We start from the raw sequence: 17,767 nt of genomic DNA on the forward strand, positions 1-17,767 counted from the left end.
CTTGCCGCTGATGATAACGTTATAAGAGCATGCTGTGCATTGCTCCATAAAGCGGACATAAAAATAAATGGCGCATAAACTTAACGTTGACGTTAACGTTAAGTTGTATTATGATAAGTAACGTTGATTTTGATCGGAAGGGGACGGAACGCATGGAGAAGTATAAGATCGACGAAGTAGCCAAGGAATGCGGCTTGACGAAGCGGACGCTGCGCTATTATGAGGAGATCGGGCTGCTGCCGCCTCCGGAGCGAAGCGAAGGCGGCATACGGCTGTACTCCCGCGATCATATCGATCGGCTGAAACGGCTCATTAATGCCCGCGATGTGCTGGGGTTCTCGCTGCAGGAGCTGCAAGCCTATATCGGCATCAGCGAGCAACTGGACAATTATCGCCAAGGCTACCGGCAGACGGAGGATAGGGAGGAGAAGCTTGCCAAGCTGCTGGAGATCGAACCGGCCGTCAGCAATCAGCTGGAGCTCATCAACGAGAAGCTGAGGAAAATGGTTGAGATTCGCGATGAAGTGGAGCAGTTTCATCAGCGGGTTCAACAAGCGATAGCTAGTGAGAAAGGCCAAGAGCCGAAAGCATAAGGTTAAAGGAGAATGCTTCATCATGGAACCTACTTCAGGGAAAACAAACATGTTAAGCCAGCCGAAAGCGGTATGGGCCGTCGCTTTCGCCTGTGTCATTGCGTTTATGGGTATCGGGCTGGTCGATCCGATCTTGCCGGCGATCGCTGAGAAAATGGACGCCTCGCAAAGCCAGGTGACGCTGCTGTTCACTAGCTATAATCTCGTCATGGCGGTGGCGATGCTCGTGACCGGCGCCATCTCGACACGTCTTGGCGTGAAGAACACGCTGTTGTGCGGGATTATCATTATCGCGATATTCGCCGCGCTCGGCGGATGGTCCGGAAGCATCTGGGAATTGGTCGGCTTGCGCGGCGGCTGGGGACTCGGCAACGCGCTGTTTGTCGCCACCGCCTTGTCCGCCATCGTATCCTTGTCAACGGCAGGAACGGCGCAAGCCATTATTTTATACGAAGCGGCGATCGGCATCGGCATCTCCGTGGGACCGCTGCTCGGCGGAGAGCTGGGCTCCCTGTCGTGGCGCGGGCCGTTCTTCGGCGTAAGCGTGCTGATGGTGCTCGCCTTCCTGTTCCTCATGGTTATGATGCCCCGGACGAAGCAGGTCATCAAAAAGAAAAGCTCGCTGCTGGATCCGTTCCGTGCGCTGAAATACCGCGGCTTGCTGACGCTCGGGCTGACGGCGCTGCTGTACAATTTCGGATTTTTCACGCTGCTGGCGTATTCGCCGTTTGTCATGCATTTGAAGGAACGCGGCCTCGGCTACGTATTTTTGGGCTGGGGACTGCTGCTGGCCGTCACGTCGGTTTTTGTGGCGCCTAGACTCGAGAAGCGGTTCGGAACGATTAAATCGATGATCGCTATGCTGATTTTATTCGCCGCTACGCTGCTCGCGATGGGGATATGGACCGATGTGAAAGGCGTTGTCATTGGCGCGGTGATTATCGCCGGCGCGTTTCTGGGCAACAATAACACGCTCATTACGACGGCCGTGATGCAATCGGCGCCGGTGGAACGGTCGACGGCGTCCGCCGCCTACAGCTTTCTCCGCTTCCTCGGAGGAGCGGCCGCTCCGTGGCTAGCCGGCAAGCTGGCCGAAGTGTTCAATCCGCATGTCCCCTTTATCGTCGGCGGTTGTTTCGTGCTGCTGTCCGTATGGTTCATCTGGATCAACCGCAAACACTTGATGCACATCGATCGTGCCGAATCGGCGCATTAATCGGCTGGTCCTCTTTACACGAGGAGCAGATCGGAGTACCTTAATACTAATGCACACTCGCTCTGCAGCATGTTGACAGGGCAAGGCGCTTTAAGAAATGCCGATACAATAAGGGGAATCGTACCGATGAGCTTGAATGAACATAATGAAACGGCAGATGCCTCCATTCCATCTGGCGCTGGAGCACGCATCCTGGTCGTCACTTCAGTTGCCGCGGAGCAGGCGGCGGTTCTGCGCGGACTCGCCGGCAAGTCCGACCGCTTCGACGTCCTGGTGTCCGGCGTCGGCGCGGCGGCTACCGCGGCTCGTACGGCCGCGGCGCTGGCGCTGTCTCCGGGCCGATACGGCCTCGTCATCAACGCCGGTATCGCCGGAGGATTCGCCGGACAAGCCGGACTCGGCGCGATCGTCGTTGCGAGCGATATCATCGCCGCCGATCTGGGAGCCGACTCGCCGGACGGCTTTATCAGCCTGGACGAGCTTGGCTTCGGCTCGGCCCGTGCCGAAGTCGACGGCCCGGCGGCTGTCTGCCTGACCGGAGCGCTCCGTGCGGCCGGATTGCCGGCCATCTCGGGACCGGTGCTCACAGTATCGACGGGTACGGGCACGGCGGAGGGCGCTGCGGAGCTGGCGCGGCGTGTGCCGGGCGCGGTAGCCGAGGCGATGGAAGGCTACGGCGCGGCTACAGCCGCTCGTCATTTTGAGCTGCCGGTCCTCGAAATTCGCGCCGTCTCCAATGCGGTCGGTCCGCGCGACCGGTCCGCATGGCGAATCAAAGAAGCATTGGACGCGCTGGAAGCGGCCAGTTCCATCATTGCGGAGGTGTTGTCATGAAAATCGCTTTTTCTCCATGCCCGAACGATACATTTGTGTTTCATGCGTTGGTGCACGGGCTTGTGCCAGGGGCGCCGGCATTGGACGTCATGTATGCCGATATCGACATTACGAACAACTTGGCGGCCCGGCCGGACGGCCCGGAAGTATTGAAAATCTCGTACGCCGCGCTTCCCTGGGTGCTGTCCGAATACGCGCTGCTGCCGTGCGGAGGGGCACTTGGGCGCGGCTGCGGTCCGCTCGTGCTGGCGAAAGAAGCGGCCGAACCGGCGGCGCTGTCCGGCAAACGCGTCGCCGTGCCAAGCGAGCGGTCGACCGCCTACCTGTTGTTCCGCCTATGGGCGGCGCAGAACGTGCCGGGCGGCGTCGGCGAAATCATCGTCATGCCGTTCCACGAAATTATGCCGGCCGTCCGCGACGGGAAGATCGACGCAGGACTCGTCATTCATGAAGCGCGGTTCACCTACCCGGCCTATGGCTTGACGCTGCTGTCGGACCTCGGCAGCTGGTGGGAAGCCGATACTGGTCTACCGATTCCGCTCGGGGCCATTATCGCGCGCCGGTCGATGGACCGGGAAGCGCTCGCGGGCTGGATTCGCGCGTCGGTCGAGTACGCATGGGCCAACCCGGAGGCGTCACGGTCGTATGTAATGAGCCATGCGCAGGAGCTGTCTCCGGAAGTGGCGCAGGCGCATATCGATTTGTATGTAAATGCGTTTACCGCGGATTTAGGCGAGGACGGGTATGCCGCCGTGCACGCGCTGCTCGGCCGTGCGGCCGAAGAGGGGCTTGTACCCGCGTTTGATTTGGACCTGCTGCGCCGGTGAGGCCGCTGCGGAGATAACGAACGATATGAAATGAAAAATGAGCGCTTTCCCGGTGGGGGAGCGCTCATTTTTTACATAAAGGCGATGCAGGCCGAACGATCGAGTAAGATCGCTGACCGCCGCGCGCTGGGGCGTGTAACCCGACCCGCGCTTATTCGTGCGAGCCGAACCCTTTAGCCGTTGGCATTGCTGCGCTGCATCGCCGGCATGGCGGCAGCGGGCTTTTCGAGCTTTTGGCGCACAAGGAATAGATTGACGGCAAGAATAACGGCCAAAATCAAATATACAGTTCCGTAGGTGGAGGCTGCGCCAACAGCGTTCACATTGAGGGCCTTCCAGTCGAACTCTACTGCCTTGCTCAATACGGCTCCACTGATGGCACCGGACAAGAAGTTGACCAGATTGTATACGCCCATGCCGACTCCCGTCTGCTCGCGAGGCAGCACAGAGGAGACGACCTTGGCCAGAGCGGCTTGCACGAACGTGAACGAGACGTTGATCAACGGAAGGCATAACGCGACGATCCAAGGCGATAAGCCGGTGAAGGACGAAAGGCATACCAGCCCTACGATCGACATGCTGAACGCAAGCAGCAGCACATAGCGGCTGCCGCGGGAATCGGTCAGCTTGCCGCCGAGCCGTCCCATCACCGCCGCCAGCATGGCGGCCGGAAACAGCACGAAGCCAATGGCTTGCGCATCCAGGTTATGTATCGCCTTTAACATCATGGGTGTCGTTAAAAAAATCCCAAACACCGAGAATAACGCGATGAAGCTAATCATAAGACCGTGAACGAAGCCGGACATGCGAAACAGCGACAGCCGGATGAACGGATGAGGCGTATGCTTGACGCGCAAGAAGAAGCATACGCCCAGAACGGCGCTCGCTACGAGCCACGCCAAACTGAACTGGGTGACGGACAGCATGAATGAAGCGACGCTTCCTCCCAGCATGCCGGCTCCGACTAAATCGACCTTCTCCCCCGTACGAACTTCCTCGTGGGGAAGCGATTTGCGGATGAACGGCAGCGCCACCGGCGCCAACAATGAAATTAGAAACAAACCGTTCCAATGAAAATGCCCTGCGATAAATCCGCCGACAATCGGGCCCAGTCCGGACGAGAAGGCGATGGTGGAGGCGATCACGCCCATCACCCGGCCCCGCTGCTCCGGAGGGAAGAACCGGACCGGAATGAGCATCACCAGAGCGGGCACACAGGATGCGCCTGCGGCCTGCACGAGACGGCATACCAGCACAAGTGCGTACGAATTGGCGAAAAATCCGGCTGCGGAAGCGCCGGAAAACAGCAGCAAACCGATCGTAATCAGCCGCTTGAGCGGATACTTATCGGCCAGCTTGCCGAAGAGCAGCGAGCCAAGTGCGTAAAGCACAGAGTATCCGGTAACGGTCCAACTGACGGCCGAAGGCGCAAGCTGGAACTCCGAGGCGATATCCGGCAAAGCGACATTAAACATCGTCGCATTCATGACCGAGAAAAAGAGCACGAAACAAAGCGCTTGAACGAGCCGGTTCGACGGTGCCGCGGCGGAACCGGTTTTGCCGCGGTCTGCTTCTAATGGCATATTTGTCGTTCTCCCCCCTTTATCCGAGCATGGCCGCTGGGATTAACCACAGCACTTTTTATACTTTTTCCCGCTGCCGCAAGGGCAAGGGTCGTTCCGGCCGACGGATTTTCTCGTCGTCAGATCGATTACGTCTGCCTTGGCTGCCGGCGCCGCCGCTTTACCGCTGCCGGACGCAGAAAGCTCATCGGGCGTATACCCTTTAAGTTCCCACTGCCGAGTTGAATTGTGCAGAATCATAATGTGCGCCATGAACGCTTTCAGCAGCTCCAGATCGGCAATATCCATCTGGGATTGCAAAAATTCGAGCACCTGGTTCGGCATCTCGCCGCTCCGAATGGCGTATACGCATTCTTCCACCAAATGCTCCGCAGCGTCTGCGGATATTTCATAATTTTTTTTGATAAAGCCGGTAAACGCTTGAATCGCAGCGCTCCGCTCCATGAACTCGGGCTCCGAAGCCAGCTTCAATTGCGATTTGGTGAATGGATACAACGGCACATCCGCCCGGATGCGATGCGCTTCCAGCACTTTGTTTTCGTCCCATACACGGTAATGAGCGAATCCGTGAGCAGTGCGCTTCATATTATCATAATACGGCAGGGCGTCCTCCATGACCGCCAAATAAGCGGTTACGTTCAGGTTCGCACCGGTATGTTGCTTCAGCAACGATTCCAAGTGGGCCAGTCCCAGCACGCCATAGTAAAACAGCATCCCTTGCGTCAGCTGAATCCATTCCGTATTGCGGCGCACCGTTTCGCGAAGGGCAGGGCTATCCGCAGCTTCGAAGCTCTTCACGAGCGGCTGGGGCAGAAGCAGCGTGCGGTTTCCTTTATATGTGCCTGTAAACAGCAAGCCCCGCTGCTTGAAATACTCGAGCTGCTCCGGTTCGAGCGGAAGATAGGCACGGCCGCCGCGGCCGGCCACTTGCTTCAAAATCCGGAAACGGGCTTCGTCCATTTTGCTCAGCAGAACAGGCAGCATTGCCGAAAGCTTGTCCGCCAGCAAATCGATTAGTTCCTGTTTCTTCAGCGAGCTGGCTCCCTTAATATCCAGATGGCCGCGAATGGCCGACAACTCGCCTTTGGTCAGCTTCGCCAGACATCCGGCGAGATCGGCCGACTCGCCCGACGGCTGCCAGCGCTGCTCCTCTTCCTTAGCCGCCATTTTCTTTCTAGATCCTTTGGCCTTCTCCAAGGCATCCAGCAGCCTCCTCTGATCCGCCGCATTCAAGCTCTTGTCCATGCATTCTCATCCTTTCCGAACAGTTAAAACCCCCATTCGCGAAGCTTGCGAATAGGGTGGGATATCCATATATCGCCCGTCTTCTATCAAGATTACTGTAAAACGAACGTTTTGCCAACTGAAAATGCTGTTCTGACGCGATTTGCAGGGCTGAGAGGAACATTCTTCCCTTATATCGGAATTATATGGATAATCATTCCTGATATGCTTGTTGCAAACGGGCGCCGGTCCAGCTGCGATTATATATGTTATGCTCATCTTGCGATTCCCCGATTCATCGGGACTGGAAGCAGGTTTGCTGACAAAGCCATCGCTCGTGTAAAGAAACGTAGGAGACCATTGCCGCAGAGGAAGCGGGGGGAACAGCGGCAAATTTGATTATACGGTTTCGTTCCGTACAAGCGTTTGGGAAAAACGATTATACTATCAACAAGACGCGCAGCATGCGGCGCACATAAGAAGGAGGGATCGACTATGACATGGAACGAACAACGAATCGTGCTGATTACGGGGATTATGGCCAGCGGCAAATCGACCGTCGCGCAGCGGCTGTCGGAACGATTGGCTTCGTCTGTCCATTTGAGAGGGGACGTGTTCCGCAAAATGATCGTGAACGATCGCCAGGAGGTGCATCCGGATGCAACGGAAGGGCAGCTGGAGCAGCTTCGCTTGCGCTACCGGCTAACGGCGCAAGCGGCAGACACCTATTACGACAACGGCTTTTCCGTTGTGATGCAGGACGTGGTGGTGGGGCCGCTGCTGCATGATTTCATCGCTTACGTTCGCAGCCGGCCGCTCTATGTCGTCGTCCTGTGCCCGAGAGCCGACGTGGTTGCGAAGCGGGAAGCTGCCCGCGCCAAAACCGGCTACGGCGTATGGACCGTAGCCGGACTGGACGATGTGCTGCGGAAGGAAACGCCGCAGCTTGGCCAGTGGCTCGACTCGTCCGGGCTCACGCCGGAGCAGACGGTCGATGAAATATGGCGGCGGGCGCCGCAGGAGGCGATCATCCGCTGATTCCGTCCGCGGAGCTGCGCAATCTGAATGGGAAGCTTCCGAATCCGATCTGAAGGCGAATTTGCGTCAAGAGGTCCAGAGGCGGCGGATGACCGGAGGATGCGGGAGCGGGTCGTCAAACGAGAGCTCGTACACGTCCGGATTGGTCATCGCTGCCCATGCCGCGAAGCCGATCCGCTTGTCGTAATGTTGGAGCAGCAGCGAGATCAAATTGCCGTGCGAGACGATCGCGATATGACGATGCCCGCAGCCGAGCGCATCTTCGACGACGTCTGCGGCGCGGCGCATGGCCGTGCGGCTGGACTCGCCTCCCTCGAAGCAGAGGTCAAGGTCATCGTACGTGGTGCGAAGCCGCTCGCGCCAGTCAGGGTACGGATGGGCAGAGAGCACCCTTTCCGCTAACCGCTCGTCGGTTGCAACGGGGAGACGCAGCCTCGCGGCTAACGGTTCAATCGTCCGGTAAGCCCTTGCGAAAGGACTGGAAACAATCGCATCGATCTGCTGATCGGCAAGGAACTCGGCCAATGCCTCCGCTTGTTTCACGCCAACTTCAGTTAACGGCGCATCGGAGGCTTGTCCTTCCGCCTTCGCATGGCGAATCACGTATATTTTTCTCACAGCAGCCGCACCTCTCTTACAGTCCGATATTGTGCTTTAACCCTTGATAGCTTCCGGCTTGCGGGAAACCTTCTTGAACAAGTCTTCGGAATGTCGCCGAAAATCCATGCGCCTCCAACTGATCTACTGGAACCATCGCGACCGCGCGGATCGGATTCCGGTCGAATTCGTTGGAAGGCAGACGCAGCTCGCCGCCCACCTTTTCCAATAAAAAAGTAATATGCACAAGCGGCGGCACGGCATCCGGCTTATCGCAGACATACAGCAGCTTGCCTACGTTCACGGCAATGCCCGTTTCTTCCTCCATCTCCCGAATGACGGCTTCTTCCAGTGTTTCTCCCGGCTCGACGCGCCCGCCGGGCAAGGACCATCCCCGTCCCCCGGCAACCTGCTGTTTCACCAGTAAAATATGATCGTTCTCCACGACAACCCCGGTCACTCGAACCTGCAGAAGTCCGCTCATGTTCCACCCTCCCAACGATAATATTAAAGAGGATATATTATCACAGGTTACCGTTTTATGGAATCATTATTTTAGGCCAAAAAAGCCCGTCAACACGCGTCGCAGCTCATCCGGCTTGCTGAGCATCGGCAGGTGTCCTGCCTCCAGCGTCTCAACGCGTTCCGGCGCGAAGCGGGATATGATGCCGTCTTGTCGGGACAAGCTGAGCTCCCGGTCGTTCGTCAACTTAATATACAGCTTAGGCACGTTAGGAATGGGCGCTTCGGCTCGATCCGTGTAGAGATGGAGCGATTCAGGGGCGAAGCCGCGCACGACTTGCTCCGTCTGTTCCGCGGTCAAGTCGTTGCACAGCCCGCTGCGAATTGCCGCTTCCGGCGGCTGCGTGCCGAATGCGCGTAGAAGGACATGCATCAAGGCCCGTTTGGCCGGTGGCATGGTCGACAGAAAGGAGCCCCCGTCTGCCGGTACGGCGGCTCCAACAGCGGCGAAGCCCGCCAGCCTGTCTCGCATCGATGCAGCGATTTGCAGCGCGGGTATAGCGCCGATCGAATGCGCGACGATGACGAACGGGCGCTCGTTCCAAGCTTCGATCTGAGCTTGAATATGGGTAGTGTAGTCATGGAGCGTCAGGTGGCGCCGTGAAGCTGCCGGACCTTGCCGATGAGGGAAATCGGCAAGCAAGTAGGGATGCCCCAGCTGTCTGACGACCGGCTCCCATATGCGTCCGCTTAAGCCAGCGCCATGAATAAAGACGAAGCCGATCGGCTTCGAGTGCATTGTTGCGGTAGCGGTATCGTTCATATCGATGTCTCCTTGAATCTAAGATACCTGTATCATAAAACAAGTTCCCTGCCAGATTCGGTCAGGGAACTCCAGTTTCATGCTTAGGAACACGGTTATCCTTCTTTCCGTATGCGATAAGCATTATATTATGGCTTCGCAGGGATGCTGCGCTTTCCGCTCCCGTTCGCTTTGCGAAAGCCTTGGTAAGCGTCAATCAAAGCGAATATAACGAATAGGAAGACGGCAAGCCCGTAAATTCCGTTTTTGGAAACGTCACTCATGTCGAATAAATCCGTCATATACGCGACAAAGGAGGGATTGAACAGCCGCTCATCGCTGATGACGATGACAAAAATAACGGAGGACACGAGATGCATGGCCGCGTTGAGCAAGGCCACCCTGCGGGTCCACTGCGCGGCAGTCCATTTATAAATGGCTGTCGCCGCCTCCAGCGCGATGACGAGGACGATCAGCGGCCAGTAAGACAGCAGCACCTCTTGATTGAAGGTCGGCGTGACGAACACAAGGCCTTCCGGTCCTTTCTCATATACGCCCACCAGATGAACCGCGTTAAAGTAAACGGTTGCCCAGATGGCGGTCCATAATAAGCTGCCGAACACGTCCCCTTTGGAGATCGCTTTTTCTATAGGGATAAACGCGATGTTGTGCAAGTCATCGGGCTTCCAAGGCTGAAAGCAGGAGGAGGCAGCACCTGTTTTCCGATTGGGGGTGCGTTCCAGGATCGCGAATACGATCGTTACCCAGAAGAACAGTTGAATTGCGGCACTCAGTATCTTCCAAATGCCGTACCCGATTGTGTCGAGAATGACGTTAAGCACCGCTTCGCTGCCGTCGTAGGCGACTACGCGTTCCGCAATAACAGAGATGATGGAAATCCCGGCAGCGATAGGCAGTATCATTTTTAGCAGTTGAAGGTACAGGTCATAAAATCGCGGCCCGATCAAATGCATCGGCCGATCCAGGTAACCGTTCGCCAGGTTTGCGGGGCTGCCCAGCTTCGAGAGTGCGGCTTTGACGTCCTGCTCGGAATATTCGTCCGGCAGCATGTCTTCGATCGTCGAGCGCAGCTCCAGCGCAATGTCGTCGCGATTTCGCTCTGGGAGCCTGCGCGTCACTTCTTGAATATACAAGTCAATCAGCGTCATGAGGGTCATCTCCTTTTAATAAAATGTTCAATTCCCGCGTCGTCTCTTCCCATTCGTTCATTAGCTGCTCATAAATCTCCGTACCGAATGCGCTTAGTTCATAATAGCGGCGCGGCCTGTTTTCCGACGTATCCCAGCTGCTCGTCACCAGCTCTTGCTTCTCCAGACGGCGGAGCAGAGGGTACAGCGTGCTCTGGTCAATCGCGATCCCGCGCGCTTCCAAAATTTGAACAAGCGAGTATCCGTACTTGGGCGTACGCAGCTGGCTTAATACCGCTAAGGTCAGCGTGCCTCTGCGCAACTCCGTCGTCAGTGAACTCAGTAAACTGCTCATCCTTCCACCTCGTGTGCATCATACTGTGCGTCATACACTATATATTTTATACTGTGTATCATACACTATAGTGAAAAATATAGCAATAGTCATTGAAAAGTATGGATGATTTTGGGCTGAACGATAGCAACGGTGCTCCGTTCTCCAGCCTAGCTGTAGATCGTGCGGTACAAGCCAAAACGTATGAGAAGTTCTCATTCAGTTGTCACAAACCGCGTTGGATCCAAGAGGGGCGGCAATAAAAAAAGATCAACCCGCTATTGTGCACTCGGATTGATCTATTGACTTTTTTTCTAAGCGATCTTTCGCCGCGTTCCTGCAAGTGGGAATACCGATCGAATGGGGAAAAAGGTGTGCGCTATTGGATGGACTCCAGATGATCGACATGCTGCTTTACTTGCGGCCAGTTCGAAGCGCGATAGACCCGATCATTCGTAACGTGCACATTATAAGGCTGTTCGTATAAAATAACGGGTCGGTTGACAAGAGCAAACTGCTCTGCATAGTGCGGGGCGTCGTCGATCAGAACGTCGACCTTGGAATCGATGCATTGCCCAAGCTTGTCTTCGGTAAAGGCAATGCTGTGATAATGGATGTTGTGCGCCTCCAGCCACTTCACGGTTACATCCCGAAAGAGCGTCGGACGCGCAGTAATAATCGAGATGCGATGCCGAGCGGACAGCTCCCGCACAATAGAGGAAGCCATCGGCAGCGGCGGCGAATTCCAGTGGATCTCATGTCCGTATTCGCGATAAACCGCATCCCGCTTCGCGTCATCCCACCCGTACAGCCGATAAATGTAGAAATCGGTGACGTCGCCGGGAGTCAGCGATAATCCGGATACGCGGTTATAATAGTGCAGATGGGCCGATGTGGCGTCCAATACGGTGTTGTCTAAATCGATTCCAATATGCAATGGCGGCCGGCTCCTTGCTATGAATTTATGCGTTTCACAAGCGGGATAGGGATACTCTGTTCAGATTTAAACGCTTAGTGCGCCGCGGAACCCTCTAGCAGCATAGTAGGATTCAGCTCCATTGTGGTATACGAAGACCGTGTCGTAGCGCCGATCGCAAAAGAGGGCTCCGCCGAGTTTTCTAACACTAGCGGGTGTTTTCACCCAGCTCGAAGTTTTCAAATCGAAAGATCCAAGATTTTGCAGCGCCCGGTATTGTTCTTCTGTTAAAAGCTCAATGCCCATAGCCGCTGCCATTTCCATCGCACTGTTTTGTGGTTTATGTTCTTTTCTTGACTCCAGCGCCTCATGATCGTAACAAACACTTCTGCGCCCTTTTGGACTTTCCGCTGAACAATCATAAAAAATGTATTCACCCGTCTTGCTCTCATAAGCCACAACATCCGGCTCGCCGCCGGTTTGCTCCATTTCATGGAGTGACCACAGTTTTTCGGCATGAGCTTCAAGCTTCGTTTGTACGTTTGCCCAATCAAGACCTTCATGGCGATTCATGTTTTTCTCAAAACGGGCTCTCAAGGCTTGGAGCAGTCCTTCACATTGTTCCGGCAATAGCTCCTTCTTATCGGTGGTTGTCATGTTCTTTTCTCCCTTCAACTTGCTATATTTAGTAAACATATTCGCATTCTCATTTCAATGCTTTACTGACAAGCATTTTACTGAACCCTCACCCATTATATCCCTTTTCTTTCATATGTCACTGAATTCGAATTAGAAAGGATGATTATTAGGTCAAGCCGCTTGATCTGAAAAAACGAAAATAATCCGCCCGGGTTGACGGCCGATTGATTCATAATGTACTAAGCCGCAGTTCATAAAAATACTGCACAACGGGATGCTTTAACTTCATCTTCTCGGCCATGTTTAGAATTCGCTTTTTTCCAACCCGTCTGTCCATCAAAGCTAGAATATTCATTAAGATATTATCGCATTCCATGCTATCTTCGATAGAGCTGGATAGAAACTTGGTCGCTACAGCATTAAAGTCAGATTTGCTTAATGAAGCCTGTGCTGTCAAAAGCTCCTTTGCATATTCGGACATTTTTCGATTCCTTGCAATGACCTTTAGCCGATCTTCCGGAACATTTCCTTTGGTATCTTTTCTGGCTGCTTCCATTTCTTCTATGCTGATGGGGATTTGAATACCCGAATCATTCTTAATTTCCAACTCCGTCTGATACCATTTGATTAATGTGGTTCTATCGCTCATATGGAGTATGTTCTTTTTATCCACCGAAATATAACAAAGCCCCGCTTTATCGGGCAAATAACGGTAACCTGTTGCACGGTATTCAACCCTTCCCTGTAACCCTGGACTAAGAAAGCTCTCCAGCTGTTGTTTTAATTTACTCCAAGACATGGATCCTCCTATGTTTTAAAAGCCTGACTACCATTTGTTTTGGCTGTCAGGCTCTATCTTTTCTCAACCGTATCTTGATTGATTATATTTCATTTCCATTAACAAACGTTATCAAAGTGAGACCTAAAAATCAATTCCGTTTGACGGACATAGTTTTGAAAGACGTGAAATGCTGCGTTATAAGGAGAATTCAATCAGCGTAAATGACCCATGAAAAAAAGCCTTCCGAATCACAGGAAGAAATCCTGAAGATGGTTGGTTCTACGTGGGTAATGATTGCATTCTAATATAGGACATACGTTTGCAGGTAAAAAAGAAGCGGGAATATACCTGGAATATACCCGCTCCTTACTGTATAAGCCAACATCCTCAGCTATTAGTCTTTCCTGACCAACAGTGAGCAGCACTCCACATGCGACGTGTGCGGGAACATGTCGACCGGCTGAATCCACTCCAGCCGGTAGCCGTGCCCGAACAATACTTGGCAGTCTTTCGCCAAGGTGGACGGGTTGCACGACACGTAGACGAGTCGTGCCGGCTTCGCCTGCGCGAGCGCGTCGAGCAGCGGCCGCTCGCAGCCGGTGCGCGGCGGGTCGACCACGACGACGTCGGGGCGGACGCCGCGCTGCACCCATTCGGGCAGCAGCCGTTCGGCGCGCCCGGCGTAGAACTGCGCGTTCGCGGCTCCACTTGCGCGTGCATTATCCCGGGCATCTTCGATCGCCTCGGGAACGGCTTCGATGCCCCGCACCTCGCGGGCGTGCGGGGCGAGCCACAGCCCGATCGTGCCGGTGCCGCAATAGGCGTCGACGACGAGTTCGTCGCCGGTGAGCGCGGCGGCTTCCTTGACGGCGTCATACAGCTTCACCGTCTGCGACGGGTTGAGCTGGAAGAAGGCGCGCGGCGACAGCGAGAAGCGGACGCTGCCGAGCGTCTCGTCGAGCCGCTCCTTGCCCCACAGCACGGCCGTTTGATCGCCGAAGACGAGCGGCGCCGCGCTGGGATTGACGTTATGCGCGATCGTCGTCACCTGCGGCAGCGTTTCCCGGATGCGCCGCACAAGCAATTCCTGGTGCGGGAGGTGATCCGCTGCGGTGATGAAGGTCAGCTGCACCTCGCCGCTCTCCGTGCCGGCGCGAGCTACGACGGTACGAACGGCGCCCTTGCGGGTACGTTCGTGATAGATCGGGATGTGCAGCTCGTGGAGCAGCGTCTTCACCTGCTCCACGACCGTGTTGATGGCCGGATGCTGCACCGGGCAGCCGCTAATGTCGACCAGCTTATGCGTGCCTGGCGAGTACAGGCCGGTCAGCACATGTCCGTCGACGTTGCCGACCTGAAGCTGCGCTTTGTTGCGATAGCCCCATGGATCGTCCATGCCCGCGATCGGGCGCAGCGGCAGTGCTTCGGGAGCGGTGTCGGTATAGCGGTGGAACGCTTCCCGGATCAGCTCTTCCTTCGCGCGCAGCTGCGCGGGATACGCGAGATGCTGCAGCTGGCAGCCGCCGCAGCGGTCGTACACCGGACAGGGCGGGGCCATACGATCCGGCGACCGCTTCTCGATCTCCGTCAGCTCCGCCTGCAGGAACGTCGGTTCCGCCTTCGTCACCGTCGCTTTGACGACTTCGCCCGGCAGCGCGCCGTCAATGAACGCCGCTTTGCGCTTGTAGTAGCCGACGCCCTCCCCGTTGATGCCGATGCGCTTGATCGTGACGACAATGCGGTCGCCGATGCCGACGGACGCAGCATCCGGCGAGGCGGACTGCCTTGGGGCGGACGCGGACGGTCTCCGAGCGGCGCCGGGCTTGTCCCGCCCGGGAGAAGAAGAATGCTTGCTGCCGGCAGCTCCCAGCTGCGCGGCGGTAGAGGAAGCGGACCGCGACTTCGTCGGGTTCCGTCGGGAGGTTGAATCGGAATTCAAAGGTGCCATAGCGTGAATCGCTCCGTTTCTTGTAATCGATGTGCTACTACTATACCACGGAGGCTGTCTGGGGAGAAACCGCCCGCCTTTGATCCAGTGCATTGCGTGGAAACGAATGGTATACTGGAGCAAGGTTTGGAATAAAAAGCATTGCAAAGGAGCGGGAAAGTTTGACGGCCCCAGAAATCATGATCCGTGCGGAAGGATTAGTCAAGAAATACGGCGATTTTACGGCGGTCAAAGGCGTTCATTTCGAGGTGTACACCGGAGAGGTGTTCGGCCTGCTCGGACCGAACGGCGCCGGGAAAACGACGACGATGGAAATGATCGAGGGCTTGCGCCGGCCAGACGGCGGGCAGGCGATCGTTGCGGGATACGATACCCGCACCGAACTGAAAAAAGTAAAGCAGGTCATCGGCGTCCAGCTTCAGTCGACGTCGCTGTTCGATTTGCTGAAGGTGCACGAGATTGTTCGCATGTACGCAAGCTTCTACTCGGTATCGGTACCGATCGAGCCTTTGCTGGAAGATATGATTTTGCAGGAAAAACGAAACGACCGCGTTAAGCATTTATCCGGCGGGCAAAAACAGCGGCTGGCCATCGCGCTTGCCCTGGTGAACGACCCGCAGGTTGTTTTTCTGGACGAACCGACGACAGGTCTCGATCCCCAGGCGCGCCGAACGCTGTGGGATATTGTGCTGCGGTTGAAGGAGAGGGGCAAGACGGTCGTGCTCAGCACGCATTATATGGAAGAAGCGCATGTGCTGTGCGACCGGATTTGCCTGATGGACAGCGGGCAGGTGATTGCGCTCGACACCCCGCGCAACTTGGTTCGCAGCCTGCAGTCGGACAGCGCGATCGAATTCCGGCTGGAAGGGAGCGAAGAGCTGACGGAAGAGCAGGAGCAGCAGGTAAGAAGCGCGCTGGCGGAGTGCAAAGAAGTGAAGCAGGTAGACCGCCGCAAAGAGGTGTATGTGCTGTATACGGACCAACTGCAAGCATCGCTGGTTGACCTTATCTCGCTTGCGGAGGGGAAACGGTGGAAGGTGCATGAGCTGCAGACGCGGACGGCGACGCTGGAGGACGTCTTCATTCACATGACGGGAAGGAGCTTAAGGGAGGAATGAATGCGTATATTCAGCTGACGATCGGCCAGCTCCGGTTGTTCGCACGCAACCGGCAAGTATTGATGTGGACGCTCTTTTTCCCCATCTTCTTCATGGTCATGCTCGGGTCGTTCCTCGGCAAAGGCAACCCGGTGTCCGTATCCGGCCATTTGATCGATTTGGACCACAGCACCGCTTCGGCTGCGCTCGTGCAAGCTTTGAAGAGCAATGTTGTGCTCGATCTGCAGGATGCTCCGGAAATTGCACCGGCGCTGGAAGATTTGAAGCAGGGCGACACCCAGCTTGTCATTGTGATCCCGAAAGGGTACGGGCAAAAGGTGGAGAAAGTTCATGGCGCGCCTGCGGCGATCAAAGTGTATTACGACGAGACGAACGCCGCCGCCTCGCAGGTCGGGCTTCAGCTGATCTCCCCGATCATCGACGGCATCGACAAGAGGCTGTCCGGGTATATGCCGAAAATTTCGCTGGACGCAGAAGCGGTCCAGGCTTTGAAGCTGTCGTACATCGACTTTCTGGTCCCCGGCATCGTGGCGATGATGATTATGTCCAATAACTTGAACGGTGTCGCAGGACAAATCGCCGCCTGGCGCGAGCGCGGTGTGCTGCGGCGATTGCAGAGCACGACGTTGAGCGCCTCAACGTTCATTGCGGCGCAAATTACGGCCAGGCTGCTGCTGAACGGCGCGCAGGCCGTTATCGTGCTGCTGATCGGGTCGGTGTTTTTCGGCACCCGGGTCAACGGCTCCTGGCTGCTGCTGCTCGGCTTCATCGTCCTCGGCACGCTGACGTTCATGTCGATCGGCTTCATTATCGCCGGACTGGCCAAGACGCCGGAGAGCGCGGGGCCGATCGCCGGGTTCGTCTCGTTTCCGATGATGTTCCTTGGCGGCGTCTTCTTTCCGATTAAAAACATGCCCGAGTTTTTACAGCCGATCGTTAAGCTGCTCCCGATTTCCCATTTGACGACGGCGCTGCGGCAAGTGATGAATGCCGGAGCAGGGCTGATGGAAGTCGGCTGGCAGGCGCTGCTGCTCGGCGGCTGGCTGGTCGTCGCTTTTGTCATCGCCTGTTTCACGTTCAAGTGGGAATGAGGCGGCCGACGTCAACCTGCTCGTTACCGTAACGAGATAAGACGGATACAAATAGACGGCCGTCTTTTCACATATTTTTCATACATTTGGGAAATGCTAGATCCTAGAAGCTGCATATAGTGGGTGAGGGGAATTTAATACGGTATTGATATTCCCTTAATCTTGTCTTCATGTTGGGCGGGTAACATAGAAGCAAGAACTTATGAGCGAAAGGAAGATTAACGTAGCATGATCCTATATCAGTTGGCCAAACGGCTCGAGCAGCGCAACCGGCTTCAGAACACGATCAATCGGTCGGAGGGAGACGTGTCGGCGTTATTGACGGAGAAGGAACAGATGGAATCGCAGCTGAAGACGCAAGCGATCACATGGCAGGAAGATGGACAGGACGAGTTCGTGCTCTCGGCATTGTCGCCGGATACCGAAGCGATGCAAAGCCAATCGTTTCTTATATGAAGGAAGAAATGGGCCGCGAGGTTCCATTTCTTTTTTTTGTGTTCAGCGTGCCCAGCCAAGCACGCATCTTCTAGCCGGTGAAAGTCCGGTCACGGGAGGGGCCAAGCCCCCGTGTAGCTAGGATGCCTGCGTACGGAGAAATCTGTGCGCAGAAGCGCAT

At 55.8% G+C, this 17,767-nt stretch carries 19 protein-coding genes; 8 read left to right on the top strand and 11 right to left on the bottom strand.

Annotated elements, in window-relative coordinates:
* The first annotated feature begins 152 nt into the window (after positions 1-152).
* From KXG62_RS27260 to KXG62_RS27275, 4 genes are all read left to right on the top strand, one after another.
* Entirely contained in the window at positions 153-593 is a 441-nt protein-coding gene (locus KXG62_RS27260; RefSeq protein WP_218095183.1) for a MerR family transcriptional regulator, read from the top strand.
* A gap of 22 nt (positions 594-615) precedes the next feature.
* On the top strand, positions 616-1,809 hold the full coding sequence (locus tag KXG62_RS27265; RefSeq protein ID WP_218095184.1) for an MFS transporter: 1,194 nt from the start codon (positions 616-618) through the stop codon (positions 1,807-1,809).
* Positions 1,810-1,935: 126 nt separating this feature from the next.
* Positions 1,936-2,643 (top strand): futalosine hydrolase, encoded by a 708-nt coding sequence (locus tag KXG62_RS27270; protein ID WP_218095185.1) that lies wholly within the window; start codon positions 1,936-1,938, stop codon positions 2,641-2,643.
* Complete coding sequence (locus tag KXG62_RS27275) at positions 2,640-3,470, top strand: 1,4-dihydroxy-6-naphtoate synthase (protein WP_218095186.1); 831 nt, start codon at positions 2,640-2,642, stop codon at positions 3,468-3,470. Before KXG62_RS27270 ends, KXG62_RS27275 begins: the two co-directional genes overlap by 4 nt.
* Before the next feature lie 173 nt (positions 3,471-3,643).
* On the opposite strand, the gene KXG62_RS27280 is transcribed toward KXG62_RS27275, so the two are convergent.
* Together KXG62_RS27280 and KXG62_RS27285 are read right to left on the bottom strand one after the other, a co-directional pair.
* Entirely contained in the window at positions 3,644-5,053 is a 1,410-nt protein-coding gene (locus KXG62_RS27280; protein WP_218095187.1) for an MFS transporter, read from the bottom strand.
* 42 nt (positions 5,054-5,095) lie between these two features.
* Complete coding sequence (locus KXG62_RS27285) at positions 5,096-6,298, bottom strand: Rho termination factor N-terminal domain-containing protein (protein ID WP_218095188.1); 1,203 nt, start codon at positions 6,296-6,298, stop codon at positions 5,096-5,098.
* Between the two features lie 474 nt (positions 6,299-6,772).
* On the opposite strand from KXG62_RS27285, the gene KXG62_RS27290 reads away from it, so the two are divergent.
* Positions 6,773-7,315 (top strand): P-loop nucleotide/nucleoside kinase family protein, encoded by a 543-nt coding sequence (locus KXG62_RS27290; RefSeq protein WP_218095189.1) that lies wholly within the window; start codon positions 6,773-6,775, stop codon positions 7,313-7,315.
* Positions 7,316-7,381: 66 nt separating this feature from the next.
* Here the strand turns inward: KXG62_RS27290 and KXG62_RS27295 are convergent, their stop codons facing one another.
* The 9 genes from KXG62_RS27295 to rlmD form a co-directional block, all read right to left on the bottom strand.
* A complete protein-coding gene (locus KXG62_RS27295) occupies positions 7,382-7,933 on the bottom strand; it encodes a histidine phosphatase family protein (RefSeq protein ID WP_218095190.1) in 552 nt (183 codons plus the stop codon).
* A gap of 16 nt (positions 7,934-7,949) precedes the next feature.
* Positions 7,950-8,396, bottom strand: coding sequence for an NUDIX hydrolase (locus tag KXG62_RS27300; protein WP_218095191.1), 447 nt, complete (start codon positions 8,394-8,396; stop codon positions 7,950-7,952).
* Positions 8,397-8,462: 66 nt separating this feature from the next.
* A complete protein-coding gene (locus KXG62_RS27305) occupies positions 8,463-9,197 on the bottom strand; it encodes an alpha/beta fold hydrolase (RefSeq protein ID WP_246627662.1) in 735 nt (244 codons plus the stop codon).
* Between the two features lie 128 nt (positions 9,198-9,325).
* Positions 9,326-10,345, bottom strand: coding sequence for an HAAS signaling domain-containing protein (locus KXG62_RS27310; protein WP_218095192.1), 1,020 nt, complete (start codon positions 10,343-10,345; stop codon positions 9,326-9,328).
* Positions 10,332-10,679 (bottom strand): PadR family transcriptional regulator, encoded by a 348-nt coding sequence (locus KXG62_RS27315; RefSeq protein WP_218095193.1) that lies wholly within the window; start codon positions 10,677-10,679, stop codon positions 10,332-10,334. Before KXG62_RS27315 ends, KXG62_RS27310 begins: the two co-directional genes overlap by 14 nt.
* Before the next feature lie 358 nt (positions 10,680-11,037).
* A complete protein-coding gene (locus KXG62_RS27320) occupies positions 11,038-11,595 on the bottom strand; it encodes a 5' nucleotidase, NT5C type (protein WP_218095194.1) in 558 nt (185 codons plus the stop codon).
* A gap of 66 nt (positions 11,596-11,661) precedes the next feature.
* Complete coding sequence (locus tag KXG62_RS27325) at positions 11,662-12,231, bottom strand: DUF4256 domain-containing protein (RefSeq protein ID WP_218095195.1); 570 nt, start codon at positions 12,229-12,231, stop codon at positions 11,662-11,664.
* 211 nt (positions 12,232-12,442) lie between these two features.
* Entirely contained in the window at positions 12,443-13,012 is a 570-nt protein-coding gene (locus KXG62_RS27330) for an SF0329 family protein (protein WP_218095196.1), read from the bottom strand.
* Positions 13,013-13,388: 376 nt separating this feature from the next.
* Positions 13,389-14,942 (bottom strand): 23S rRNA (uracil(1939)-C(5))-methyltransferase RlmD, encoded by a 1,554-nt coding sequence (rlmD, locus tag KXG62_RS27335; RefSeq protein WP_218095197.1) that lies wholly within the window; start codon positions 14,940-14,942, stop codon positions 13,389-13,391.
* A 179-nt stretch (positions 14,943-15,121) separates the two neighbouring features.
* Between rlmD and KXG62_RS27340 the strand changes: the two genes are divergently transcribed.
* The 3 genes from KXG62_RS27340 (at position 15,122) to KXG62_RS27350 (ending at position 17,607) form a co-directional block, all read left to right on the top strand.
* Entirely contained in the window at positions 15,122-16,060 is a 939-nt protein-coding gene (locus KXG62_RS27340; RefSeq protein ID WP_218095203.1) for an ABC transporter ATP-binding protein, read from the top strand.
* A complete protein-coding gene (locus KXG62_RS27345) occupies positions 16,057-17,151 on the top strand; it encodes an ABC transporter permease (protein ID WP_218095198.1) in 1,095 nt (364 codons plus the stop codon). Before KXG62_RS27340 ends, KXG62_RS27345 begins: the two co-directional genes overlap by 4 nt.
* Before the next feature lie 228 nt (positions 17,152-17,379).
* Positions 17,380-17,607 (top strand): hypothetical protein, encoded by a 228-nt coding sequence (locus KXG62_RS27350; RefSeq protein WP_218095199.1) that lies wholly within the window; start codon positions 17,380-17,382, stop codon positions 17,605-17,607.
* The last annotated feature ends 160 nt before the right edge of the window (positions 17,608-17,767 follow it).

This window comes from Paenibacillus solanacearum (assembly GCF_910593845.1).
GTDB classification, from domain to species: Bacteria; Bacillota; Bacilli; order Paenibacillales; family NBRC-103111; genus Paenibacillus_G; species Paenibacillus_G solanacearum.

Excerpts from the sequence above, each read along its gene's own strand:
- KXG62_RS27310 (WP_218095192.1), bottom strand. The coding sequence starts at position 10,345 with ATGACGCTGATTGACTTGTATATTCAAGAAGTGACGCGCAGGCTCCCA.
- KXG62_RS27275 (WP_218095186.1), top strand. The coding sequence starts at position 2,640 with ATGAAAATCGCTTTTTCTCCATGCCCGAACGATACATTTGTGTTTCAT.
- KXG62_RS27265 (WP_218095184.1), top strand. The coding sequence starts at position 616 with ATGGAACCTACTTCAGGGAAAACAAACATGTTAAGCCAGCCGAAAGCG.
- KXG62_RS27300 (WP_218095191.1), bottom strand. The coding sequence starts at position 8,396 with ATGAGCGGACTTCTGCAGGTTCGAGTGACCGGGGTTGTCGTGGAGAAC.
- KXG62_RS27350 (WP_218095199.1), top strand. The coding sequence starts at position 17,380 with ATGATCCTATATCAGTTGGCCAAACGGCTCGAGCAGCGCAACCGGCTT.
- KXG62_RS27330 (WP_218095196.1), bottom strand. The coding sequence starts at position 13,012 with ATGTCTTGGAGTAAATTAAAACAACAGCTGGAGAGCTTTCTTAGTCCA.
- rlmD (WP_218095197.1), bottom strand. The coding sequence starts at position 14,942 with ATGGCACCTTTGAATTCCGATTCAACCTCCCGACGGAACCCGACGAAG.
- KXG62_RS27290 (WP_218095189.1), top strand. The coding sequence starts at position 6,773 with ATGACATGGAACGAACAACGAATCGTGCTGATTACGGGGATTATGGCC.
- KXG62_RS27345 (WP_218095198.1), top strand. The coding sequence starts at position 16,057 with ATGAATGCGTATATTCAGCTGACGATCGGCCAGCTCCGGTTGTTCGCA.
- KXG62_RS27280 (WP_218095187.1), bottom strand. The coding sequence starts at position 5,053 with ATGCCATTAGAAGCAGACCGCGGCAAAACCGGTTCCGCCGCGGCACCG.
- KXG62_RS27260 (WP_218095183.1), top strand. The coding sequence starts at position 153 with ATGGAGAAGTATAAGATCGACGAAGTAGCCAAGGAATGCGGCTTGACG.
- KXG62_RS27325 (WP_218095195.1), bottom strand. The coding sequence starts at position 12,231 with ATGACAACCACCGATAAGAAGGAGCTATTGCCGGAACAATGTGAAGGA.
- KXG62_RS27305 (WP_246627662.1), bottom strand. The coding sequence starts at position 9,197 with ATGAACGATACCGCTACCGCAACAATGCACTCGAAGCCGATCGGCTTC.
- KXG62_RS27315 (WP_218095193.1), bottom strand. The coding sequence starts at position 10,679 with ATGAGCAGTTTACTGAGTTCACTGACGACGGAGTTGCGCAGAGGCACG.
- KXG62_RS27270 (WP_218095185.1), top strand. The coding sequence starts at position 1,936 with ATGAGCTTGAATGAACATAATGAAACGGCAGATGCCTCCATTCCATCT.
- KXG62_RS27285 (WP_218095188.1), bottom strand. The coding sequence starts at position 6,298 with ATGGACAAGAGCTTGAATGCGGCGGATCAGAGGAGGCTGCTGGATGCC.
- KXG62_RS27340 (WP_218095203.1), top strand. The coding sequence starts at position 15,122 with ATGATCCGTGCGGAAGGATTAGTCAAGAAATACGGCGATTTTACGGCG.